Source organism: Vibrio sp. ABH4_348, from assembly GCF_056159765.1.
Genome location: NZ_JBSWVW010000001.1, coordinates 1,275,419 through 1,298,377, shown reverse-complemented (window position 1 = coordinate 1,298,377; position 22,959 = coordinate 1,275,419). Strand labels below are relative to the sequence as shown.

The window sequence follows — 22,959 nt, the reverse complement described above, 5'->3', positions numbered from 1 at the left end:
TTATGCTGTGAGTCCGTTCAGTTTGATGGGGTAAATCACCATGCATGAATCGTTTATGAGAGTTGCACTGGAGCAAGCCGAAAACGCATTAAGCAGCGGCAACATACCAATAGGCGCATGTGTCGTAATCGATAATAAAATTGTTGGTGTGGGGTACAATCAGGTCGACAACAAGAAAGACGACACATTACACGCTGAAATGATCGCTATTAAAATGGCATCTAAAGCTTTGTTTGGCCGAAGCGCCATCAAGCCAAACAGTATTGCCTCTATTTACTCTACATTAGAGCCTTGCGCCATGTGCACTGGCGCTATCATTAACGCGGGTATTCAACAGATTGTTTATGGTGTTGAAGACTCGTTAGTTGGAGCCACAAAGTGTATTTTCTCACACCCTTATTACCGAAAAAAGTTGGTTAACATGGTTCCTAACGTTCTGGCAAACGATGCACAAGAGCTACTCAATCGATACGTCAATTTGCATAAATGCCGGTATCATTTATCAAACCAACCCGTTAATTCATAAATCTCTCATATTGGGTTGCCGGAACCCCCTTTCTTACGCACCAAGACATGGCATTTAAAAACGGCCTTAGATGTGCAAAAAAGGCGAAATAGCCTTCGCAAAGTCGATGTTTCGCCAGAATATCTAACTCGCCATCGTCGTTGATTCGTTGTGCCGGACAAGCACCGTTACAGAGATCGCGCTGCGGACATCCCTGACAATGAGTTTCGCTGCCAATCGGCTTTCGAGTTGAGAATTGCTGTTGAACTGGAGTTTCAATCAGATCTGGATAATCAGTTTGATTAAGATTACCTAACTTGAATTCTGGATAAACAAAGTGATCACAGCTGTATACATCACCGTTGTGTTCAATGGCAATGTTGTCGCCACACACTGGTGAATGCACACAAATGTTCGAGGGTATTCCCAAGTTCATCCCAAGCGCGTTATCAAAGTGGCTGACAAACACCTTGCCAATATCCGATTTTCTCCAAGTCTCAAACACATCAATCATAAATCGACCAAACTGCTGAGCGCTGACACTCCGATCAGTCACACCATGAGTTTTGTCTGCTTCTACAACGGGAATAAACTGAATAAAGGTCGCTCCAAGCTCCACTAGATGTTGATACACGCGTCGACCGTGGTCTCCGTTGTTCGCTTGAACTACGGTTAGTATGTTGAAATCGACACCGTGTTTTTGGAGATAACGCAATCCCCTGATGACTTGCTGATAAGAGCCTTTGCCACTTCGAGTTTTTCGATAGTGATCATGCAGCTCTTCATCGCCATCAATACTTATTCCAACTAAAAAGTTGTTACGCTTTAAAAACTTACACCACTCATCGTTGAGTAATACACCGTTGGTCTGAATAGTATTCACGATGTTCATTCCAGCTCGGCGGTGTTTATTTTGCAAAGCCACTACCCGCCGATAAAACTCAACACCCCGCATAGTAGGCTCACCACCTTGCCACCCAAAGGTCACTTCTTGGGTGCCTCTTGGTTGGCTTTCTATGTAGCTTTTGATGTGAGTTTCCAAACAATCGTCAGACATATCGAACCGGTTAGTTCCCGGGTAATACTCTGTTTTATCGAGATAAAAGCAGTATTCACAGTCTAGATTGCAAAGTGGACCAATCGGCTTACTGAGCACATGAAACGGACGTTTTGCCTTAGGCTTAACGGTTGGAATAGTCATTCGTTGCATGCAGCAGTGCCTCTGTATCAGCTTTATTGATAGTAAACTGATTATAAACTTCCTATCGCAGCAGGCAATATTTTTGAAACAGCTTTTCACATTGTTTCGTTGTGTGAGCGCGATCCACAATTAAAACGACATTTCATTTTAAAATATGGGCAATGTTTTATGTGGATGTGGTTATGAAGAAAAAGAACCTGCTGTACGTGTTCCCCGATCAGTTTCGAACGGTTGCGTTAAGTCTTTGGCAAGATGAGCGTTACCAGTCACATATTCCGGGCAAGCCAGACCCGGTTGTAACTCCAAATCTCGATAAATTAGCCAAACAAGGCGCAACACTTCCCAACGCCGTGAGTAACTGTCCGGTTTGTAGTCCGCATCGCGGCAGCTTGTTTACTGGTAATTACCCGAATAAAAGTGGCGTGCCTCTTAACTGCAATTCCAACCGAATCAATTCCGAGTTGCCACAATCCCAGACCTGTTTTACTGATGTACTCAGCCAAGCTGATTATCACGTTGGTTACATTGGCAAATGGCATCTCGATCTACCAACGCCGAATGATCCAGCTAACCCTGGACACTATGTTGAAAGTCGCAGACCGGCATGGGATTCGTACACTGAGCCACAACGACGCCATGGTATTGATTACTGGTATGGTTACGGCACCTTTGATCAACATACCAATCCGCATTATTACGACACAAACGGAGTGCGCCACGAACCCAAAATTTGGTCGGCCGAGCATGAGGCAGACAAAGCCATCAGCTACATCCTGAACAAAGAAGGTGAGCGAGATACAAACAAACCGTTTGCGTTGTTTGTGTCAATGAACCCGCCCCATTCTCCTTACAATAGTTTGGATGATTGTCGCGCCGAAGATCTTGAGCGTTACCAAGGTTGGACAACTTCAGACCTGTTAGTACGTGATAACGCTGATCTAGAAATGGATAAGGCAAAATGTGCACCCTATTACTTTGCAAACGTCGATGGCGTTGATAAAGAGTTTGGTCGCATTATCGACGCGCTAAAACAAGCGGGGGAGCTAGAGAATACTCTGGTTGTGTTCACTAGTGACCATGGTGAAACCTTGTGTACGCATGGTATTGAAGACGCCAAGAACGTTATCTACAACGAGTCGCTATCCGTGCCTTTTATTATTCGCGCACCAAATGTAGAACCTCAGATTCATCCACTACAAATCAGTAGTCCAGATATTATGCCTACGGTACTAGGCCTGCTAGAACTGGGCGACTTATGTCCACAAGACATCCAAGGTAGGGATCTTTCACCCTACTTGATTGAACGTAAACAAGACGCTCAGATGCCAGATTGCGCGCTTTATCTACGAAATATCGACGGCGAAAAAAACCAAGATGGTCAGGTGGTTGACTACTTTCCGGTGAGTCGAGGGATTAGAACTGAGCGCTACAGCTTAGCGTTTGAAATCGACCGCAATTTCCAGTTGGCTGAGATCTTTTTCTTTGATAACCAGCAAGACCCCTATCAACTAAACAATTTGCCGTTTGATCAGGCAAATGTGCGTGAACAATGGCTTCTCGAGTTGTTTGCCAACGAACTGGCTCGTATTGAAGACCCTTGGTTTACCAATCGAGTATTACCTGACCTCTTTCATTTTCAAGACAAGTAAGCAGTAGGAATCTCTATGACTGAAACTAAAAAACCCAATGTCATCATCATGTACGCCGATGACTTAGGCTTTGGCGATTTAAGCTGCTATGGCGCGAATGACATACCGACTCCAAACCTAGACAAACTCGCTGAGCAAGGTTTGAAATTTCATCAAGGCTATGCAACCGCCGCAACCTGTACACCCTCGCGTTACAGCTTATTGACTGGCTCTTATCCTTGGCGCAATCCAAACGCCGCTGTATTGCCTGGTGACGCACCACAGATCATCACCAAGCTAGATGACACTATGCCCAAAATGTTCCAAAAAGTGGGTTACAAAACCGGCATCGTTGGTAAGTGGCATCTAGGTTTGGGCGACGGTAATTTGGATTTCAACAAAGAAATTCAAGGTACGCCAAACGATGTTGGTTTCGACGACTCTTACATCATGGCGGCGACTAATGACCGTGTTCCATGTGTTTACATCGACAACCGCAAGGTAGACAACCTAGATCCTAATGATCCCATCGAAGTGACTTACGACTGGGATCAAGCCTACTCAGATGTACCAAATGGACGAACACACCCGGAACAACTCGACGTGATGTACGATCACGGCCACGATGGCACCATCATCAATGGTGTAAGCCGTATTGGTCACATGCGCGGTGGCAAATCAGCAGTGTGGGATGACGAAACCATGGGTGAAGTCTTTGCCCAAAAGGCTATCGATTTCATTGAAGAGAACCAAACCGAGCCATTTTTCTTGTTCTATGCGCTGCACCAGCCGCATGTACCACGTATTCCAAACCCTAAGTTCCGAGGCGCAACACCACATGGGGTTCGCGGTGACGTCATCGTTGAAATGGACTGGTGTATTGGCCAAGTCCTCGACAAGCTAGAAGCACTTAACTTACAAGACGACACCATTGTTATCTTCTCTAGTGACAACGGTCCAGTTCTCAACGACGGCTACAAAGATGAAGCGGTTGAGTTAAACGGTGAACATCGTATGGCAGGACCACTACGTGGCGGCAAATACAGCTTATTCGAAGGCGGTACTCGTGTACCTTTTATTGTGCGTTGGCCTGCCAAAATTCAACCTGGTGAAAGCAATGCACTGGTCAATCAAGTCGATTTTTACCACAGTTTTGCAGAACTTACCGGGTACGACTTGTCCGAACTGGAAGCACCGGATAGTTTTTCACTGCTTGATGCGCTAACAGGAAATGATTCAAAAGGCCGAGACGATATGGTGCTTGAAGGCATGCAATACAAGAAAGTGTTCCGCGATCAGAATTTTGCCTATATTCCTCCACACGATGATGATTTTGTTTGTCAGTATACAGGCAACGAAAAAGGCAACATGTCTTCGGCGCAGCTCTACGATTTAAATGACAACGTGGGTCAGCTAAACAACCTTGCTGATTCAATGCCGGAAAAAGTCGCAGAATTAGAACAAAAACTGCAACAAGTGATTGCTAAAGAGAAAAGCCGCTAATACTCAGCGCAAATAATTATCTTCAAGCCCAGCTGATGCTGGGCTTTTTTAGTTGGGACTTACCGTCACTCGGTGCAGTTTCCTCGGCGTATCGCCATAATCAATCACTGCATAGTGCTGTGTGACTTGATTGTCCCAAATCACCAGAGTATTAGGTTGCCACTTTACTCGACATTGAAACTCCGGTTTCAAACACACCTCACTCAACTGATTCTGCAACTCACTACTCTCACGCTCGTTTAAACCTTGAATATCTCTCACAAACTGCTGGCTAAAAAACAGGGTTTCATCTCCGGTTTGGGGATGTGTTTTCACTAATGGATGTACCACCAACTCTTGTGCTTGAATGGTTTTCATCACATTTTTATGCCAAGACTGATTGAGTTTATCTTCGCTGACCTTCTCAAATGCACGCATACTGTGAACTGCGCTCAGACCTCTCAGCGTTTGTTGCAACGATTCGGATAAGCTCTCAAACACCGCCGTCATTGAAACAAACAGCGTATCTCCCCCTACTTCAGGAATGTACTGAGCGTGCAACAAACCATGAGTTGAAGGAACGTTTCGCCAAGTATGATCCGTGTGCCAATGGCTCTCTAGTGGAGGAAATCCGGCCTTGGTTTCAATAAAAGTTATCGCATCATGATCTGGGCAGAATGGAAAAAATGGATGTGCCCTTTCTACCACACCAAACTCACTAGCAATGGCGACATGCTCCTCTTTCGTGAGCAATTGGTCGCGCAATATCAAAACTTTGTGGGTTAACAGTAATTGTTTGATCTGATCCCATTGGTCGTGATTGGCATTCTTAAGCGCAAAGTCCGTGACTTCCGCTCCAATATGGGGAGTGAGTTGCGTTACCCGCATTTTTCTTAAACCTTTTTTATAGTTTCCGTTCTATTACGGTTGTTTGTGCGCCCTGTTTTGCGCAGCCCAATTAGGTTGCCAACTACCATGATTACAGCACCAATCAACAAACTGATCTCGAGGGACTCACCATAAAAAATCCCACCAACGATAGCGATAGTTGGTAATCTTAGAAAATCCATTGTCACTACGGTCGCCGCATCGGTGATTTTCATCGCCTGTGTAATACAGTAGTGAGCACTCAATGCCGTCACACCTGCAATAGTTAACCACACCCATTGAATGCCTTGCGGTGGTACCCAATCACCCAGCGAGAATACGGCACCGATTGGCAACTGTATCGCGCACATATAAAAAACAATACTTATTGGATGCTCTGTTGTCGCCAATGCTTTAGTGCCCACATAAGCAAAGGCATAGCCCCAAGCCGCCATAAACACTAATAGCGTGCCAAAATCCAAGCTCGACGTTGTCGGCTTAACGATAATGAGTACACCAATAAGACCAAACACAATCGCAATTACTTTCGCGAGAGTTAATCTTTCTTTCAACAAAATAGCGGCGAGCAATGCGGTCCAAATTGGTACGGTAAATTCAATCGCAACCACTTGTGCGAGAGGTATCAATCCCAAACCTGCAAACCAACCGTATTGCCCAACAAAATGGAAGGCGTTCCTTCCTAAGTGCAAGCCAATTCGTTTGGTTTTCAATAATGAGAAATTGGAATTTACTGACAGGGTCAATAAGACCACCACAACTCCAATTGCACTGCGTACGAAAAGTATTTGTGTGGTTGACATAACATTGCTGAGTTCGCGGCCAGCAACTGCCATTAGACTAAACGACGCCAGCGTACCCAACATCCAAAGGGCCGCGAACCAAACAGACCGGTGGTTATCCATAACTTCCTTGTAATTTGTAAATTGCTCTAGCGGAGCATCCTAGCGGGTAGCTTTAGTAAAGTCAGTGACACAACAAAACCCAAACTTGTGATGGGCCTGCGTAGCTTGAATTCAGGAAACTCGCCGGGATAAGATTTTCGGTGATAGTACAAGTTTGCTGACGGTTTGATGCCTTGGGTATTTGGACAATGTTGTGTCGGCAACATCACCAGAGGAACAAGCGCGTTGTCTGGTGTTTTACTGAATGCAGGTTTACCACATTGATTACAGGTTCCACGTAAAATGGCTATTCCGCCTTTTTGTTTTCTCTCAAAGGTTATGTCCAGTTGATCTAAACCTTCGATATCACGAGCCAAATACACGCATTCATCGTTGAACCAATGTTGATAGAACGACTGGCAGGTCAGACAATGACAGCGAATGCGGTAAATGGGTTTAGACGTAAAGTTCAGTAGTTGCGTGTAACAGGAACATAAGTTTGAGTTTTCTAATTCGTTCACATCAGGCCGTCTGTGCTGCATCATAGTGAGTGACAAATGGCGTTAAGTGCGTTCGAATAAAATTAATGTCAGACGGGTACATATCTGCCAACGGAACTTGGTCAACTGTTAACCAGTAAAAAGACTGCTGTCTCTGGGAATCTGGTTGGGGTTCTGCATCCGGATCAACGGTCAATATGACGTAGTGAATGTCACCACCATATTGATTTGTCGCCGAGTGACAGCCCACCACAGAGCGCGCGGTTAACTTGGTTTCTTCAAATAGCTCTCGTTTTGCGGCTTCAATCCCGGATTCGCGCGATTCTACCGAACCACCCGGAAATTCAAATACCATGCCTTTACCCGGACGCAGCCGGCGTTGCAACAAAACAGTGTCGTTTTTAATCACGATTGCCATAGCTAAATGTCGCATACTGTCACCACTTCACTTATATGTACTTAGACTCAATGAATACCATTCAAGTCGATAGATGATTCAGATAAAAAAGGCGCTACCTTGTACGAACGAAATACAATCAAGAGACTAAAACATCATATTCATCAGTTAGTTTGACGCCACCGATTGAAATTTGTTCCCATAATATCTCAAGTTCGATACACACTCGGATTGGAGTTCCCATAACGTGCTGCAACTCGAAATCTTAGTTTTCGCTACAAGAAAGACGAATTTGGTCACAGAGTGATACAAGTTCGTCACTTGATGGTCAGAGAAATGTTAGGCGGGAGATAGTTAAGAGTGAAAAATCCAAAAACGCTAACTGTAACAGGTTGTTATTTTCGATCACGGAAAATGATATTACGGTGTTGCTCTGTTCCGAGTTCAAAGTAAGTTTCTCCGGCTTGAATAAAGCCAACCTTCTGATAAAAGGCGATGGCACTATCATTGCCTTCCCAGCAAGTTAAGAACAAAGGTCGATGAGTTGAATTTTCTTTCTGACTTTTTCTTGCCTGTTCTATCAGAGCTTTACCTACACCCTGCCCTTTGGCACAACTGTGAACGTAAAGCGTCACGATTTCGTTGTTATCGTTGATCACTATTACGCCGACAACAGCTTGGGAATCGGAAAGCGCCACAAAGGTTATGTGATTCTTGATCCAATCACCCACGTTAGCGCAAGAAAAATTCTCCAATACATATTCGGCATGTACTGGCTCGACGCCGTTGTAGCTATAGGTTTCTATCCATACATTAATACACAATGCGGAAATAGCTTGAGCATCGTTTTTAGTGGCAAGTCTGATCATTTAAATTCCTTTGGGTTGCCGCCAGTATATCTACACTGTCACCCAAATGGAAAACGCTAAACCTAATCGGATATGGTAAATATCGCTTTTTTACCTTGTTGTTCATCGCTAATTTCGAGGAATTTTCCAGTAACAAACTTGCTTTTGGTGTAAGTCTGATAAGTGCTCATGGCTTCTGGGTTGGTATCAAACAGCTGCTTAATTGAGCTAGGCAACAAACGGAAAAGAATGTCTGCACAAGAGATGGGCACCACTGTTGTTTCTTGGGTGTCAAATCCAATCGTTTTGATGGTTAAGGTTCGCATAACAAGGCCACTTAGATTCGCTTTAACTATCTATAAAGCTAGTTGACCTAGTGACCTAGATTCTTGTTTGATATCAATTTTGAAATCAGAACACCGATACCAAACATGTTGCGCTGTAAATTGGAATTTACAATCAACTTGGATGTTTACAGTACGATTTCAAAAGCGCTCTGTTTACAAGCTAAAAGTTCGTGAGTTGAAGTAAATTGCGTTTCTATTTACTTGTCGTGTTATCAGATTCTGAGAGTAACTTATTACACAGGGCTTTTAGCTGCAGTAACTCGTCAGTATTCATAGAAACATTGCATACTAGCTGTTCTGGTATAGACAGCGCTTGTTTGTAAAGTTGTTGGCCTTGCTCCGTTAGTTTGATGACTCGAGCACGTTCGTCAGTTTCACTGCGAGCGCGAACCAACAGATGTTTTGATTCCAGACGCTTCAATAACGGTGTCAGTGTGCCTGAGTCTAAATGTAGACGCTCGCCCAATTCCTTGACGGCAAGACCATTTTGCTCCCAAAGCACCATCATGGTCAGATATTGCGGGTAAGTTAGGCCAATTTCATCGAGCAGTGGCCGATAAGCGCGAACCATTGCGTTTGCCGCACTATAAAGTGGAAAACAAATTTGGTCTTCCAACTTTAAGCTCACTTCGTCATTGGGTTTGGCTTGTTTCTGGTCGTCGAGATTGCTCATAGGAAAAGTCATTTAGAGTTTTCACTATTGTATTGCGCACAAGTTTTATCTCAAGTATTTCTCCATTAAAGATAGAGTTAAACTGACCGCGCTGGCTTTATCATATGGAAGAAATACTGATCATCCGATTCTATTTCAAAGCCAAATTTACGATACAAGTCCAATACAGGGTTCACCTTCAACACACTAAGTTTAATAGGAAGTGAAGTATCAAACGCATGCAATAGTATTTCTCGCCCAAAGCCCTGTCCTTGGTACTCTGGAAGGATAAAAAAGCGAGCAAACTCTCTGTGCGTTGAGTGGTCTTGGATCAGAAAGCTACCTATATCCCTATCTTGGTGCATGACTATGGTCGGCATACCTTTCTGTAACTCTTCGAGATGGTAGTCCCACTGAATCTTATCATCCCAACCAAAGGTGTCTTTTATAGCCTGAAATTCGGTTTGCTTTTTGAGTTGATACAAAAATTGACTGTCCGCTTCTTTAGCGTTTCTAGTTTGCAGCGTTTGTAACAAAGTCCCTTCCCTATAGATCGCAAAATTCCCAAGTACCCGAGGCGACTAACTAAAACAAGTACTTGGGAATACTTATACATTTATTTTTCTATAAAACAAACAATAGCGTGCAGACCGCCAATAAAAGCCCTCGGCGATTAGCCAGCTATCGCTTTAATCTTGATTACAAAAAGTCGTCGCGCTTAGGGTTAAACACATCGAGCAAAACAGCGCCTTCGGTCAGCGCTTTTACACCGTGTTCGATGTGGCGGCTCGCAAGAAAACCATCCCCTTTTTCAATGATTTTGGTTACGCCGTCGACCGTCACCTCAAACTTCCCTGCTATCACATACGTCATTTGATCGTGAGCGTCATGGCTATGAGCAACACCTATTGCACCTTCAGAAAAATGGACTTCGACAGCCATAATGTTGTCATTGTGAGCAAGGATCTTGCGAGAAATTCCGGGTTCTACGAGCTCAAGTTCAAAAGAGTTCGAGTGAAAAATTGTCATTGGATGCTCCACTGTTCATTGTTTTTAATTGTAAATTCCACTGATTTTCCAACCATATGCGGGTCTTCTGGTGTGGTTATGGTGTGAGAAAACGTTTTGTCTTTGTACTGAATGATGACTTGTACCGCTTTAGCGCAGCCCGGTGTTGAGATAGAGCCGTTAATACCGCCGCGGTTAAATTCAATAGCCAGCAAACAAGTTGTACTAACAGACAAACTAATGCCGCCACACAGTTTAAGGTCGGTTTTTTCTGCAAAGTTGGCTTGAATGCTCGGATACTCAAACTGCGCTTCATGCGGATTTTTAAACACAACTGCCTGCAACTGCGCCGTGTTTTCAGCGACCACAAACGGTGGGTGCTCTATTAGCTCATTCATTTGCTCAACCGAAGTATCAAGACTTATCGCATACTGATATTCTTGATTTTCTGGGCTTAAGCCGTGAGCGATAGATAACTCAAACAGTGATACCTCTTCGTCACTACTTTCTTGCCACTGGTTAATGGCTTGCCAATTTTTTTGCCTAGTTGGACATTTTAGTTCGGCATCTCCTTTTAACAGCCAATATCCGGTTCGATTGTGGTGCACCCAAGTTTTCACGTGTGTCGAAGTACCATCTTTTACACAATTTACGTTCAAATCTTGGTTATCCAACTTCACGCTACTTTTCAATCGAGTTTGATTCAGTGTGGTAAAAATTGGGTTTGGATTAGAGGAACAGATTCCTGCACCTAAGGCCACAACGGTATTTTGATAGAAAAACCACGACTTCATTGCTTGAGTGTTTTGGCAATCGAGCTGGAAGACAAACAAGCCTTGGCCGTTGACTCCCGTACCGCCGGTCCAATTGGTTGATTGTTCTATTTGCCCCCATTCGTGAGCAGCCGATTCCCATTGTGGACAAGTCACACCAGGAATTTTCGTCCAATCCCACGCTGGATAAATATCTCGATAATCATCGCCATCAATATTGATGTTCATCGAGCCAAAACCTAACCAGAAACCCTTTAGATTTTCTTGATTGCCGGTTTCAATGGGGATGATGCGCTCTGAATTGCCTTTGACGGAAACGGAATAGTTCTTCGAAACATAAGCGCAATAGTCAGAACGCCAGAAATTTTTGTAGCCCCGATATGGGTAGTCTTCGCCTTGGAAGTGTTTAAGGCAAGGTTCAAGACGAGCGCTGAGTTGCGGCTTAATATCCAGTAGCATCTTGGCTTGAGCCGCCAGAACCAAGTGATAATTCGGTTTTTCTAAATCCGGTTTAGCAATAGCGCGGCCACAAACGTTGTAATCCCAGCGCCCTTGCTTGGTCATCCACATACTTCCGTCTAAAAAGTAGTTCACCAGCAAATCTATATTGGCTTGCTCGAAGCGAAATTGCGTATTAACGGACGAATAAGCCCACGGTAGCACCACATTAAGGAAAGATTCACCGTAGCCACCATTTTGCAGTTGTTCGCCGTGCTGCTGGTATGAAAAGTCTGCTTGCATTCCCTCAGAAGTGGTTATTTCAAAGGTTTCTTGAAGGCGGCAAAGTGCTTGTTTTAACTGCTCAGAATTTCCATCTAGTAACGCTCCTAACGCACTGGCTTGACACAAATCGGCCAAGTTGGCGCCTGTCATTGACGGGCTCGTAGGAAAAATGGCGCTAAGCTGTTGCTTTAACGTGTCAGTCAATGAATCTTCAATGTAAAACGCGATAGGGCCGAGATAACGCTGCGGCCCAATCTGATTCCACCACCAATTCCAGTTTTCCAGATCTAATGAGAACCAGTATTCCAAAGCGGCAATGCTCGTTTTAATAGACTCATCGTCGTTAAATCGATAAGCGAACGCAGCAATAAAATTAACGTTTTCCAAGTAGGCTTTAAGTATCAAGCCATCTTTTTTACCCTCTGGTAAGTCAATATCAGGCCAACCTCGATTGGCTTCAAAATCTGAAATAAGTTTGTTTTTGCGCTCTGACAATTCACCGCTCTCAAAAGGCCCTAGGCTGAGCTCGGAGTACAAATCGGCCAGTTTGGTCTTTATTTCAATATGGTGTTGAGAAACCATAAAGACGTCCTCAATAACTGAATGAAATCTGGTAAAACAAAAAGGGGTGCCAGAAGGCACCCCAAACTCTTGGTTAGATTAGGCGTCGAGCCACTTCCACTCGTAAGGTGCTAATGACAGTTCAACCGTATTGCCTTTAGTATCTAGCACAGATGTGGTTTGCGGCTGCGCGCTAAAGTTAACCGCGGTTGCTTTACCCGTTTCAGGGAAGTAAGCCACGTCCACCAATGTATGCTTAGACAACCATGGTTGTTCTTGCGCATCGTTTTGGCCAAGCCATACTAGGATGTGTTGAAGCAAACGGGCATTGGTCATATCGAAAGGTAAGTTGCTTAAGTAAACCGCTCTACCCTCGCCGTATTCACGTGCTGTCAACGCAAGGTGCTGACCTTGAGCTGCAATCACAGATAAGTTTTCTGCTTGTGGGTAGACGTAACTTGCGTTACCAAAATCAATGTCAGATGACACGAATTGGCTCAAGTAATGCGCTGTATCGAGCTCTAGAGGCATTGCTACACGACCCATAGTGAGTGCCGTTTCTTTCTCTAAGCCGAACACGTCACCCAACTGGAAGTAACGTCCGTTCTTCTGGAATGCCGATGGATCAGTTACGCCCAACAAGCCGCCGCCATTGGCAACAAACTTACGCAGTTCAACCAATACGTCCGCGTTGTCCCAACAATCACCGCCGCTCCATGCAGAATTCGCATCACCAGTATTGATCACGACTTTGATGTCATCGCTGATACCGTTAGTGGCGATGTCTTCAAAGCTGATAAATTCCACTTCAAATGGCAAACCAGATAGACACTCTAGCAAGTTGTTACCAACAAACTCCATCACGTCTGGACGTGGTGGCACGTAGAAGCGCTGATCTTTCGCTTGGTTTTGTAGCCAGCTACGCGCTTTACCCCACGCACTTAGCACGGCAATTTTGCCCGCCACTTTTTTCGATTCGGTTCTTTGCGTGTTTTCTAGGTATTCACCAAACTCCGCCGAAATCTCAGTAACGTGATCAATAAAGTGTGGGAATTTATTCGCTAGTGACAAGTAACCACCGTAACCAATGCGATCAAGCGGCTTTTGCAGCATTGCGCGGCGAATCTTAGTCCAGTTAGACATAGACTCGACAACTGGATCGTTGCCTTCGCGGAACACATCTGGGAAGAAGTATGGGTAAAAACGCGCTTCGCGAATCTGATCGCCGTCAGAATCCGTTAAACGACGCAATGCCACACCGTCTTCTACTGCACCAATGTTGATGTCCAAACCAATCTTTTGGTAAGACGCTAAGAAAGGTTCAGTACCAATCCAGTGGTCACCTTGGAACATCGCGGTTTTTTTGCCCGCTTTGTGTGCCATTTCAACCAGTTCACCTGCAAACTCGACCACGAAATCTTGCACAAACGTCATCCAGTCGCGGTAACGCTGACTTGGCACCTTGTAAGTCCCGTTGTAGTAACCAGCATCGACAAAATCTTCTGGTGACAACTTGTAGCCAAAGCGTTTTTCAAAATCTTCTAGCGCACGTGGGCTAACCGTTTCGCCATAGCCAGTCCAGTCGCGGTAGATATCTTGGTTTTTCTCACCCGTATCAATGACAAATAGGAACGCAAACGTGGTAAAACGCACTACGGTAGTGTTTGGATGCTCGTCCAACCACTTTTGAAAATATTTAATAAGATGCGCGCGGCACTCTGGGTGGTACGGGTCCAAGCTCTTGATTCGTGGCCCTTTCCAATCGTTGGTTAGCGCATTGTACATAGACACGCTGTCCCACACTTGGCGCGCCATAAATGTCACGGCGTACTCATGGTATGGGGTCACATTGGTTACAGTGACCGTACTGTTTGCAATATCAAAGTCCCAGTTGTCTTTGCTGATCACTTCGTTGGTAGTGCGGTTACGTACTTCCCACCAATCTTTTGGATTGCTGTCATCGTCAAGCTCGTATTTATCTTTGCTGTAACCATCTAGCGGGTTGATCACAACCGTTTCGTCCATTGCGGTCACAGGGAAAGACATCAAGTATTTGCGGTGTAGGTATTCTGGATGCTGGTTAGCAAATTCTTGATCTGCACGAACCAAACACATAACAGAATAGATATCGCTATCTTGCTGAGCCAATGAATCTGGCATTGTGGTCCCATCACTGTCGCGTAATGCGTCCGCTTGCCAGCGCTTGTATAGATCTAACACTACTTCTTCTTGTCCAACTTCGACAGGAAGTGTCATATGGCCTTTGCCATTGGTCGCCGTAGTCATGGCTAATCTCCAACAATGGATAGTAAGAAGGGAATCTTCTTAAAGGGTCTTACAAAAGGGACGAGCGATTGGAATCTGTAAAGGGCAAACTATCCCAACCGCCCGCAATTACTTAAATCTGTGTCTTTGAAAAGACTGAGGAATTACCAGAAGAACTTCTGATATCCGTTAGCGCGCATCAGTGCTTCAAGGTAGTAGTAATCACCGTAAGGAAGCATGTTGTCGCATAGGCCGACTTTGACAAATGACGCACCGTGAGCCAGTAGACCCAAGGCATTTTCATCAGCTGTTAAGTCACAGCTATCCATCAGACCTTGCAGCAAGAACAAACCCCAGTCACGGAACTGTTTTGCTTCTTCTTCGTTGTCTTCGATGCACTGAGAAATCAGTAATAGACCCGCTGCTGTAATCGCACCCGCAGAGCTGTCTTTGTACTGGATTTCATCTAACGGTAGTGAGTAATCCCAGACAGGAACACCATCGTCTGTGATTTGCTCAACCGCATAGCGGCCTAGCTTCTTCGCAAGCTCGAGGAACTTCTTGTCACCTGTGTAAAGGTAAGTTTGTGCAAAACCGTGTACCGCCCAAGACTGACCTCGCGCCCAACAAGAATCATCTGCGTAACCTTGGAAGGTTTCGCCTTTGATTGGCTCTTGAGTCACTGGGTGGAAGTTAAACGAGTGGTAAGTTGAGAAGTCATCACGCACGATGTGCTTCGCTAGTGTTTCGCTGTGGCGGGTTGCCGCTTTGGCGTAGACCGGTGAGCCAGTAACTTCTGATGCCCAGTAAAGCAATGCTGTGTTCTGCAGCGAATCAATGATTGATTTGCCTTGAGTAATTTCAGGGCCAAGCGGGTGAGTATCATTCCAAGCAACGATATAACCACCGATTTTTCTAAAGCGATGAATCAGGTGATCAGCAGCGCGAATCGCCATCATCTTTGATTCTTCATCGCCTGTAAGCTTGTAGTCTGCCACGCAGCTTAAGCTGTATTGGAAACCCAAATCGTGATCCAACCAGAACGGATCTAGTAGCATGTCCGCAAAGTAGCTCTTGCGCAATTTAGCGCTGTTTTTGAACTGCTGCTCTGACGTCATTTGGTAAGCTAGCCAAAGTTGACCCGTCCAAAATGAAGATACCCAGTCAAATTGCTCACAGTACTGCCAGTTGTGGTTTTCAGTACCAATCTTTGGGTTGCGCTCACCGATTTTTGGGATGTTGCGTTTAATTGAATCGACAACAGTGTGAAGATGATTTAGCACTCGTTGCTCGTCTAACGCTTTTGGCAGAGCACGAAGCTGGATTGATTCGGTCATAGGAATACACTCTCTATAAATTGCAGCAGCAAAACACTAATGCTTGCGATGTTTTAATAATAAATCACTCTTTACAGTGAATCATTAATCTCGCTCACATTTTTAAAACAGCATTTCATTTTTATTCGTAAAAACAAAAAGGGCTGCGAAATGCAGCCCTTTGTTATCGGTGTTAATTAGCGTGCAAGCCAACCACCATCAACCGCCACTGTGTAGCCGTTAACGTAGTCAGACGCTGGTGACGCTAAGAATACAGCTGGACCAGCAAGGTCAGTCGGTAGGCCCCAACGATTTGCAGGAATACGCTCTAGGATTTCTTGATTACGTTTTTCGTCAGCACGCAATGCTTCCGTGTTGTTTGTTGCCATGTAACCCGGAGCAATCGCATTGACGTTGATGCCTTTTGATGCCCACTCATTTGCCAGTAGACGGGTAACACCCATTACCGCGCTCTTAGAGGCTGTGTAAGACGGAACACGGATACCACCTTGGAAAGACAACATAGACGCGATATTGATGATCTTACCGCCGTTACCTTGTGACAAGAATTGCTTAGCCACCGCTTGAGACATAAAGAATACGCTCTTGATGTTGACGTTCATAACGTCATCCCAATCTTGCTCAGTAAAGTCGATTGCGTCGTTACGGCGGATGATACCCGCGTTGTTAACCAACACATCAAGACGTCCCGCTAGGCTTACTGCTTCATCAACAACGCGGTTGATTTCTTCGTGTTTGCTTAAATCAGCAATGATTGAGTGGAACTTACGGCCGTGTTTTTCGACCATTGCAGGTGTGCCTTCAGGATCAGAATAGTTAACGCCAACGATATCACAGCCCGCTTGTGCCAACGCTACCGCCATAGCTTGGCCAAGACCGGTATTACAACCCGTTACTAGTGCAACCTTACCGTCAAGATTGAATGAATCCAAAATCATTACTACTACCTTTTGTTTTTTTGGTTTCGTTTCTCCATAAAACGAGAAAGAAACTCTGATTTTTATTTATTGAAACATTGTTTCATCTAGATTTAAAGTCAAAAAAATTTTGTCTTTAGTTAATGTGATAAGGCTCAGGCACAATTCCTGACAACTTATCAAATGTGATGCACTACTTTTGTTTGTAGTGTATGCCTGGCAACGAACGTAGTCGCTCTGCCGCCTGCTCAGGAGTCAGGTCACGCTGGCTTTCTGCAAACATTTCGTACCCGACCATGAACTTTCTAACCGTTGCACTTCTTAGAAGTGGCGGATAAAAACTGGCGTGAACGACCCAATGCTCTGGCGACTCGTCTTGCTTAAATGGTGCGCCGTGCCAACCCATTGAATAAGGGAAAGAGCAGTTAAACAAATTGTCGTATTTAATGGTGATGGCTTTGATTGCCGCAGAGAGATCGGTTTTTTGCTCAGCGGTTAAATCCGTCAATCGCGCTGCTGGCGATTTTGGTAAGACCATAGTTTCAAACGGCCAAGCTGCCCAATAAGGCACAACAACAACCCAATGTTCCGTCTCTACAACAACGCGCTCTTGGTGCTCAAGCTCACGAGAGACGTAGTCTGCTAACAACTGACGACCATGCTCAGCAAAATAATTCGCTTGGTGTGTGTCTTTTTTCGCGACTTCAGTGGGAATAAAGCTATTTGCCCAAATCTGACCGTGTGGATGAGGCTGAGAGCACCCCATAGTGGCGCCTTTGTTTTCAAACACTTGTACCCAAGGATACTGCTCACCAAGATCTTGTGTTTGCTCAACCCAGGTATCGACTACGTGGTGGATCGCTTCAAGCGGCAACTCAGGCAAGCTTTTACTGTGATCAGGAGAAAAACAAATAACTCGGCTCTCGCCGCGAGCACTTTCCATTTTAAGTAACGGATCGTGATGGGTATCAGCCATCGGAGCACCAGGAGTCAGTGCAGCAAAATCATTTTTAAAAACAAAAGTGCCTTTGTAGTCTGGATTTACATCACCACTAATGCGTTCATTGCTCGGACAAAGGAAACAGCTCTTATCATAAGATGGCAATTGCTGATCTTCGGTTGCTTCTTGCTGTCCTTGCCATGGTCTTTTTGCACGGTGTGGAGACACCAAGATCCATTCGCCAATTAGCGGATTAAAACGACGATGTGGATGCTCTGTTGCATCGAATTCTGTGTGGTTACTCATAACGCTTACTCTTAAAAGATTGATTACTTCTGGTAGCCAGTTGGATTCAGTTTTTGCCAGTTCCAACTGTGGGCAACCATGTCACTCAATGTGTACTTTGCAGTCCAACCAAGTTCAGCTTCTGCTTTAGTTGCATCGGCATAGCACTCGGCAATGTCCCCTGCTCGGCGCGGCTCAATTTTGGTAGCCAGCAATCGACCCGTGGTTTCATTCATTGCTTCAACCATTTCCAACACACTGACGCCATTGCCGGTGCCTAGGTTGTAAACATGTAAACCAGACTCTTTGCCTTTCTTTTCAAGGGCGGCAATATGACCGTCAACCAGATCTTCAACGTGAATGTAGTCACGTACACCCGTACCATCTTTGGTTGGGTAGTCATCGCCAAAGATGGATAAGACTTCGCGTCTGCCCACCGCTACTTGTGTAATGAATGGCATTAGATTGTTTGGAATACCACTTGGGTCTTCACCAATAGTGCCCGATGGGTGTGCACCAATTGGATTGAAGTATCTAAGTAAAGTGATGCTCCAATCTGAATTCGCAGCCGCATAGTCAGTCAGACAACGTTCAACCATATGTTTACTCGTACCATATGGGTTAGTCGTACCACCTGTTTCGTCCGTTTCTTTAATCGGAACGCGCTTAGGATCGCCGTACACCGTTGCTGAAGAGCTAAAGATCAAGGTTTTAACATCTGCTTTCGCCATTGCATCGACAAGATTCAGCGTTCCACTGACGTTGTTATCGTAATAATGAAGTGGTTTTTCAACCGACTCACCCACCGCTTTTAAGCCTGCAAAATGGATAACGGCATCAATATCATGCTCGCTAAATATGCGGCTCAAAATCACGCTGTCACGGATGTCACCCTCGTAGTAGATTGGACTCTTTCCCATTAAGTTTTCTAACGGTGCCAAAATCGCCGGGCTGCTGTTACAAAAGTTGTCCAAAATAATTGGCGTGTAGCCAGCTTGGGTTAAGGACACACAGGCGTGACTTCCTATGTAGCCACAACCTCCTGTTACCAGTATTTTCATTGTTAAGTCTCTTGGCTAAATCTCGTTAATAAAGGAGTTAATCTGTCATTAAACTGCTCTTCGTTAATATGATGAGCTTGTTTCAAAAGCGTCTGTTTGGGCGTGGATTTGAATCGACAGAAATAGATGTCTTGCTGGCTTTGCGAGACAAATTCATCCAGCATTTGCACACCCAAGTGGTCGATAAAGTTAATACCCCGACCGAGAATAATGAGCCGCTTGGCATTTAAGTTTTTAAGCTCTTGGTCTAGGTGCTGCACACAACCAAAAAATATCGAGCCATTGATTCTGACGATTTTGGTGTCTTGATCGAGTGGGTAGTGATCTTCGAAATCATCCTCGTCCAACACGTCAACTTGCGGTCTAGACGTTTTACGCAAATAGAAATATAAGGACACCGCAACACCAACATAGATCGACAGTTCAAGATGTAAGAACAAAGCGGCGATAAACGTGGACACCAACACCAGCGCTTCTTTCTTGTCGTGCTCAATCACATCTTTAATGTGCTCAACATCCACTAGGTTATAAGCGACAACCAATAACAATCCGCCCATACCTGCAATCGGGATATAGGCAGCGTAATCGGCAAAAAACATCATGATCAGCAGCAGGAATAACGCTGCAAATACCGAAGCAAGTGGGGTCTGCGCGCCACTGGTGTAATTAACACCGCTGCGAGTAAATGAGCCCGACGACACATAGCAAGAGAAGAATGCGCCAGCGATATTGGAAACGCCCTGTCCGACAAATTCTTGGTTACTATCAATGCGCTGTTTAGATTTGAGTGCAACCGAGCGCCCGATAGAAATGGCTTCGACTAGACCTAATAAGGCAACGGCAATAATGCCGGTCGCCATGGACTCTATCGTGGTCCAGTCGAAGCCAGGAACTGAAAGCTGTAAAAATGCGCTGGATACTTCACCCACTAGGCGAACATCTTGCCCTTGGCCATTAAGTAAATACGCCAGTGCCATTGCGGCCAGCATAGCAAAAAGCATATTGGGCAGTTTGGGATAGACGCGTTTAATCAGCACACAAACTGCAATCGTGATCAAACCTATAAGCGATGCAACCACATTGGTATCGCCAATGTGGTTTGCAAATAGAATCAGGTTATCAATTGCGGTGCTACCCGATTGATACTCTAATCCAAATACATGCTTGAGCTGGCTGGCGCTAATCACTACCGCAGCGCCAGCAGTGAAACCCAATACCACTGAGTGCGATACAAAGTTGACCACCGCGCCAAAGCGCAGCATTCCCATCAATAGCTGAAGAATACCGGCACATAACGTCAGTGTGAGACACAACTGTATGTAAAGTGGTGTGCCCGGCTCAGCAAACGGGCTGATGGTAGTAAAAACAATGACGGACAACGCCGCCGTTGGTCCAGATATAAGGTGCCGAGAGGAACCAAACATTGCAGCAAGTATGGCAGGAACTATTGCCGTATACAGGCCATACACTGGTGGTAAGCCTGCAATCATCGCATAAGCAATACCTTGAGGGAGCACAATAATCGCACCGGTTAACCCCGCGAGAACATCTGCTTTTAATGTATTGCGATTAACACTTGGCCACCAAGTGAGAAACGGTGTGAACAAATTCGAAGCCATACTGCTGCTTTCTCTTATCTGTTATGCCAACGCAGATACTGCGTCTTGAACTAGCTTACCAATCTCTTCCCAGTTTTCGTTATCGATAAGTTTGCCCGGTACCATCCATGTACCACCACACGCCAACACTGAAGGTATCTCTAGATACTCACCAATGTTCGCTGCTGAAACACCACCTGTTGGCATAAAGTTCACTGGGTAAACCGCGTTTAGTGCTTTAAGCATTCCAGTACCGCCAGAGGCGCTGGCTGGGAAAAACTTCAGCGTTTTTAGACCCATTTCCATTGCTTGCTCAACTAGGCTTGGGTTGTTCACGCCTGGAACAATCGCTACACCGCGTTGCTGACAGTAACGAACGGTCGTTGGGTTAAAGCCCGGGCTCACAACAAAATCCACACCGGCTTCAATGGCCTGGTCAACCTGCTGAGTGGTCAATACAGTACCCGCGCCAATCAGCATTTCTGGGTACGCTTCACGCATCAAACGGATAGATTCGGCAGCGGCTTCGGTACGGAATGTGACCTCTGCACAAGGCAACCCGTTATCAACTAAGGTTTTGGCTAAACCGACCGCTTGCTCAGCGTCGTTAATTGCAATCACAGGTACAACTTTTAGTGCCTGTAGTTTTTGTTCTAGCGACAACTCGCTCATAGTGAACTCCATGATTAGTTTAGATTTTTGGCATATGGTGGCGTTCGATGATCGCCCCTTTGTGGCGAATAACTTCGCCCGCTAACGCATGCCCTGCCTTAGCAGCTTGAATTGGGTCTTGAGTTTGAATCAGTTTGAATAGAAAACCCGCGTTGAACGAGTCACCAGCTGCGGTGGTATCCACTGCTTTGTGAAGCTTCTGAGTTGGTACCAGAGTTTCTTCATCTTTGGTTATCACCTGACAACCGTCACCACCCTGCTTGAGTACTAATACATCCAGCTCATAAGGTTGTAGTCGTTTTTTGGTGTCTTCAATACTGGTGTCACCGTATAGAAGTTGCTCGTCATCGAACGTTAACAACGCAATATCAACTAGGCGGTATAGTTGCTCGTAACGGATCCTCGCCTGAGCTGGCGACACCCAGAGTCTTGGACGATAATTTGAATCAAAGACGATTTTGGCGCCTTCAAGTTTTAAGCGAGTTAGCAATCTAAACAGCTTTGCCGTGTTTTCCGGAGATTGAACCGCTAAAGTGATGCCAGACAAGTAAATGATCTGGTGACCGCTTAATTGGTCGTAGAGCTTTTCTTCACTTTCGCGATCTAGCCATTCTCTTACTGCCGCATCATTGCGCCAGTAGTAAAATTCTCGTTCACCATTCGGCAAATTGTTGATCATGTACAAACCGGGAAGCTTGTCTTCATATCTGGCGACATATTGACTATCCACACCCTCATGTTCCCAAGCAGAAATCATTTTGGTGCTGAGAGCATCTGCCCCTAGCGCAGTAAAATAACGCGTCGTGATGTCTAGATCAGACTGACCAGTCAATCGAGCAAGGTAGACTGCCGTATTGAGTGTATCTCCACCGAAACCTTGGCGCATGCCTTGTCCGGACTCTTGAATTTCAACCATACATTCGCCGATCACGGCAATTTTTGTTAAGCCCATTACTTCAACTCGATGCTTTAACATGGCCAGCACAGCATACTGGCTTATTTGAAACGTGATTTCATTTTAAATGATTTTAGCACTCAATTTGTGTGAGCCACATAGTAAAACGGCATTTTATTTTTATAAATTATGATCTTTTGCTTTTTGAAAGGGATAGGATCCTTATATGCATTTTTGTTCTTAAGGAAATGTATTGACAATTGGCGAGTGAAAAGATCTGTGTCTACACTGAAAGGTACCCAGTAAGAAAAACGTTGCGTTTTCTTACCATTCAAAGTCTTGGATAAACCCCTAGCTATGCCTTGTGTTTGCTTGGCCGCCAGCGTAAATGCTGTACACACAACGGTTCGGATATAGCTGTTCCTGTCGAGGATTTTGAATAGCCAGAGTGCTCAGTTAACTGAGCACTCTTTTTTTGGGGCTTAAATGAGCATAGCTTAATTTGTTGCGACGCTGATGAGATAGACAAAAACTTAAATCAGCAGAGAAAAGGTAGACATAAAAAAACCCGGACAAAGTCCGGGCTCTTGATTCA

Annotated in this window: 22 protein-coding genes; 3 read left to right on the top strand and 19 right to left on the bottom strand. The window is 45.0% G+C overall.

The window, feature by feature from the left end:
* The first annotated feature begins 40 nt into the window (after positions 1-40).
* Positions 41-526 carry a nucleoside deaminase gene (locus ACXAFJ_RS05805; protein WP_475322057.1) on the top strand — a complete coding sequence of 162 codons (486 nt, stop codon included), beginning with the start codon at positions 41-43 and terminating at the stop codon, positions 524-526.
* Here ACXAFJ_RS05805 and ACXAFJ_RS05800 read toward each other — a convergent pair.
* A complete protein-coding gene (locus ACXAFJ_RS05800) occupies positions 516-1,715 on the bottom strand; it encodes an anaerobic sulfatase maturase (protein WP_475322055.1) in 1,200 nt (399 codons plus the stop codon). The two genes, ACXAFJ_RS05805 and ACXAFJ_RS05800, sit on opposite strands and share 11 nt — an antisense overlap.
* Positions 1,716-1,888: 173 nt before the next feature.
* Between ACXAFJ_RS05800 and ACXAFJ_RS05795 the strand changes: the two genes are divergently transcribed.
* Both ACXAFJ_RS05795 and ACXAFJ_RS05790 read left to right on the top strand, forming a co-directional pair.
* A complete protein-coding gene (locus tag ACXAFJ_RS05795) occupies positions 1,889-3,355 on the top strand; it encodes a sulfatase family protein (RefSeq protein WP_475322054.1) in 1,467 nt (488 codons plus the stop codon).
* A gap of 15 nt (positions 3,356-3,370) precedes the next feature.
* Positions 3,371-4,837, top strand: coding sequence for a sulfatase family protein (locus ACXAFJ_RS05790; RefSeq protein WP_475322053.1), 1,467 nt, complete (start codon positions 3,371-3,373; stop codon positions 4,835-4,837).
* Between the two features lie 48 nt (positions 4,838-4,885).
* Here the strand turns inward: ACXAFJ_RS05790 and ACXAFJ_RS05785 are convergent, their stop codons facing one another.
* The 18 genes from ACXAFJ_RS05785 to ACXAFJ_RS05700 all read right to left on the bottom strand — a co-directional run bounded on the left by ACXAFJ_RS05785 (position 4,886) and on the right by ACXAFJ_RS05700 (position 22,445).
* Positions 4,886-5,704 carry a TauD/TfdA dioxygenase family protein gene (locus tag ACXAFJ_RS05785; protein WP_475322051.1) on the bottom strand — a complete coding sequence of 273 codons (819 nt, stop codon included), beginning with the start codon at positions 5,702-5,704 and terminating at the stop codon, positions 4,886-4,888.
* 5 nt (positions 5,705-5,709) lie between these two features.
* The gene (locus tag ACXAFJ_RS05780) at positions 5,710-6,606 is read right to left on the bottom strand and encodes a DMT family transporter (RefSeq protein ID WP_475322050.1); all 897 of its coding nucleotides are present in this window, start codon (positions 6,604-6,606) and stop codon (positions 5,710-5,712) included.
* A 26-nt stretch (positions 6,607-6,632) separates the two neighbouring features.
* The gene (locus ACXAFJ_RS05775) at positions 6,633-7,106 is read right to left on the bottom strand and encodes a GFA family protein (RefSeq protein ID WP_475322048.1); all 474 of its coding nucleotides are present in this window, start codon (positions 7,104-7,106) and stop codon (positions 6,633-6,635) included.
* Position 7,107: 1 nt separating this feature from the next.
* Positions 7,108-7,518: an NUDIX domain-containing protein gene (locus ACXAFJ_RS05770; protein ID WP_475322046.1), complete on the bottom strand. Its 411-nt coding sequence runs from the start codon at positions 7,516-7,518 to the stop codon at positions 7,108-7,110.
* Positions 7,519-7,877: 359 nt separating this feature from the next.
* Complete coding sequence (locus ACXAFJ_RS05765) at positions 7,878-8,351, bottom strand: N-acetyltransferase family protein (RefSeq protein ID WP_475322045.1); 474 nt, start codon at positions 8,349-8,351, stop codon at positions 7,878-7,880.
* 62 nt (positions 8,352-8,413) lie between these two features.
* A complete protein-coding gene (locus ACXAFJ_RS05760; RefSeq protein ID WP_475322043.1) occupies positions 8,414-8,656 on the bottom strand; it encodes a hypothetical protein in 243 nt (80 codons plus the stop codon).
* A gap of 214 nt (positions 8,657-8,870) precedes the next feature.
* Positions 8,871-9,350: a transcriptional regulator OhrR gene (gene ohrR, locus ACXAFJ_RS05755; protein ID WP_475322042.1), complete on the bottom strand. Its 480-nt coding sequence runs from the start codon at positions 9,348-9,350 to the stop codon at positions 8,871-8,873.
* Positions 9,351-9,427: 77 nt separating this feature from the next.
* A complete protein-coding gene (locus ACXAFJ_RS05750; RefSeq protein ID WP_475322040.1) occupies positions 9,428-9,865 on the bottom strand; it encodes a GNAT family N-acetyltransferase in 438 nt (145 codons plus the stop codon).
* Between the two features lie 163 nt (positions 9,866-10,028).
* Positions 10,029-10,358 carry a cupin domain-containing protein gene (locus tag ACXAFJ_RS05745; protein WP_475322038.1) on the bottom strand — a complete coding sequence of 110 codons (330 nt, stop codon included), beginning with the start codon at positions 10,356-10,358 and terminating at the stop codon, positions 10,029-10,031.
* Positions 10,355-12,415: a polysaccharide lyase family 8 super-sandwich domain-containing protein gene (locus ACXAFJ_RS05740; protein ID WP_475322036.1), complete on the bottom strand. Its 2,061-nt coding sequence runs from the start codon at positions 12,413-12,415 to the stop codon at positions 10,355-10,357. The genes ACXAFJ_RS05745 and ACXAFJ_RS05740 overlap by 4 nt, the downstream gene beginning before the upstream one ends.
* Positions 12,416-12,493: 78 nt before the next feature.
* The gene (gnpA, locus tag ACXAFJ_RS05735; protein WP_475322034.1) at positions 12,494-14,680 is read right to left on the bottom strand and encodes a 1,3-beta-galactosyl-N-acetylhexosamine phosphorylase; all 2,187 of its coding nucleotides are present in this window, start codon (positions 14,678-14,680) and stop codon (positions 12,494-12,496) included.
* Between the two features lie 143 nt (positions 14,681-14,823).
* Positions 14,824-15,996 (bottom strand): glycoside hydrolase family 88 protein, encoded by a 1,173-nt coding sequence (locus ACXAFJ_RS05730; RefSeq protein WP_475322033.1) that lies wholly within the window; start codon positions 15,994-15,996, stop codon positions 14,824-14,826.
* Between the two features lie 176 nt (positions 15,997-16,172).
* The gene (gene kduD, locus ACXAFJ_RS05725) at positions 16,173-16,934 is read right to left on the bottom strand and encodes a 2-dehydro-3-deoxy-D-gluconate 5-dehydrogenase KduD (protein WP_475322031.1); all 762 of its coding nucleotides are present in this window, start codon (positions 16,932-16,934) and stop codon (positions 16,173-16,175) included.
* 172 nt (positions 16,935-17,106) lie between these two features.
* Positions 17,107-18,159 carry a UDP-glucose--hexose-1-phosphate uridylyltransferase gene (locus ACXAFJ_RS05720; RefSeq protein ID WP_475322029.1) on the bottom strand — a complete coding sequence of 351 codons (1,053 nt, stop codon included), beginning with the start codon at positions 18,157-18,159 and terminating at the stop codon, positions 17,107-17,109.
* A 23-nt stretch (positions 18,160-18,182) separates the two neighbouring features.
* On the bottom strand, positions 18,183-19,199 hold the full coding sequence (gene galE / locus ACXAFJ_RS05715) for a UDP-glucose 4-epimerase GalE (protein ID WP_475322027.1): 1,017 nt from the start codon (positions 19,197-19,199) through the stop codon (positions 18,183-18,185).
* Between the two features lie 2 nt (positions 19,200-19,201).
* Positions 19,202-20,818 (bottom strand): SulP family inorganic anion transporter, encoded by a 1,617-nt coding sequence (locus ACXAFJ_RS05710; RefSeq protein WP_475322026.1) that lies wholly within the window; start codon positions 20,816-20,818, stop codon positions 19,202-19,204.
* A 21-nt stretch (positions 20,819-20,839) separates the two neighbouring features.
* Positions 20,840-21,469, bottom strand: coding sequence for a bifunctional 4-hydroxy-2-oxoglutarate aldolase/2-dehydro-3-deoxy-phosphogluconate aldolase (locus ACXAFJ_RS05705; RefSeq protein WP_475322024.1), 630 nt, complete (start codon positions 21,467-21,469; stop codon positions 20,840-20,842).
* A gap of 19 nt (positions 21,470-21,488) precedes the next feature.
* Positions 21,489-22,445 carry a sugar kinase gene (locus ACXAFJ_RS05700; RefSeq protein WP_475322023.1) on the bottom strand — a complete coding sequence of 319 codons (957 nt, stop codon included), beginning with the start codon at positions 22,443-22,445 and terminating at the stop codon, positions 21,489-21,491.
* Between the last annotated feature and the right edge of the window lie 514 nt (positions 22,446-22,959).

Bases quoted from the DNA above. Each gene is read 5' to 3' on its own strand.
- ACXAFJ_RS05805 (WP_475322057.1), top strand. From the start codon at position 41: ATGCATGAATCGTTTATGAGAGTTGCACTGGAGCAAGCCGAAAACGCA.
- ACXAFJ_RS05800 (WP_475322055.1), bottom strand. From the start codon at position 1,715: ATGCAACGAATGACTATTCCAACCGTTAAGCCTAAGGCAAAACGTCCG.
- ACXAFJ_RS05795 (WP_475322054.1), top strand. From the start codon at position 1,889: ATGAAGAAAAAGAACCTGCTGTACGTGTTCCCCGATCAGTTTCGAACG.
- ACXAFJ_RS05790 (WP_475322053.1), top strand. From the start codon at position 3,371: ATGACTGAAACTAAAAAACCCAATGTCATCATCATGTACGCCGATGAC.
- ACXAFJ_RS05785 (WP_475322051.1), bottom strand. From the start codon at position 5,704: ATGCGGGTAACGCAACTCACTCCCCATATTGGAGCGGAAGTCACGGAC.
- ACXAFJ_RS05780 (WP_475322050.1), bottom strand. From the start codon at position 6,606: ATGGATAACCACCGGTCTGTTTGGTTCGCGGCCCTTTGGATGTTGGGT.
- ACXAFJ_RS05770 (WP_475322046.1), bottom strand. From the start codon at position 7,518: ATGCGACATTTAGCTATGGCAATCGTGATTAAAAACGACACTGTTTTG.
- ACXAFJ_RS05765 (WP_475322045.1), bottom strand. From the start codon at position 8,351: ATGATCAGACTTGCCACTAAAAACGATGCTCAAGCTATTTCCGCATTG.
- ACXAFJ_RS05760 (WP_475322043.1), bottom strand. From the start codon at position 8,656: ATGCGAACCTTAACCATCAAAACGATTGGATTTGACACCCAAGAAACA.
- ohrR (WP_475322042.1), bottom strand. From the start codon at position 9,350: ATGAGCAATCTCGACGACCAGAAACAAGCCAAACCCAATGACGAAGTG.
- ACXAFJ_RS05745 (WP_475322038.1), bottom strand. From the start codon at position 10,358: ATGACAATTTTTCACTCGAACTCTTTTGAACTTGAGCTCGTAGAACCC.
- ACXAFJ_RS05740 (WP_475322036.1), bottom strand. From the start codon at position 12,415: ATGGTTTCTCAACACCATATTGAAATAAAGACCAAACTGGCCGATTTG.
- gnpA (WP_475322034.1), bottom strand. From the start codon at position 14,680: ATGACTACGGCGACCAATGGCAAAGGCCATATGACACTTCCTGTCGAA.
- ACXAFJ_RS05730 (WP_475322033.1), bottom strand. From the start codon at position 15,996: ATGACCGAATCAATCCAGCTTCGTGCTCTGCCAAAAGCGTTAGACGAG.
- kduD (WP_475322031.1), bottom strand. From the start codon at position 16,934: ATGATTTTGGATTCATTCAATCTTGACGGTAAGGTTGCACTAGTAACG.
- ACXAFJ_RS05720 (WP_475322029.1), bottom strand. From the start codon at position 18,159: ATGAGTAACCACACAGAATTCGATGCAACAGAGCATCCACATCGTCGT.
- galE (WP_475322027.1), bottom strand. From the start codon at position 19,199: ATGAAAATACTGGTAACAGGAGGTTGTGGCTACATAGGAAGTCACGCC.
- ACXAFJ_RS05710 (WP_475322026.1), bottom strand. From the start codon at position 20,818: ATGGCTTCGAATTTGTTCACACCGTTTCTCACTTGGTGGCCAAGTGTT.
- ACXAFJ_RS05705 (WP_475322024.1), bottom strand. From the start codon at position 21,469: ATGAGCGAGTTGTCGCTAGAACAAAAACTACAGGCACTAAAAGTTGTA.
- ACXAFJ_RS05700 (WP_475322023.1), bottom strand. From the start codon at position 22,445: ATGTTAAAGCATCGAGTTGAAGTAATGGGCTTAACAAAAATTGCCGTG.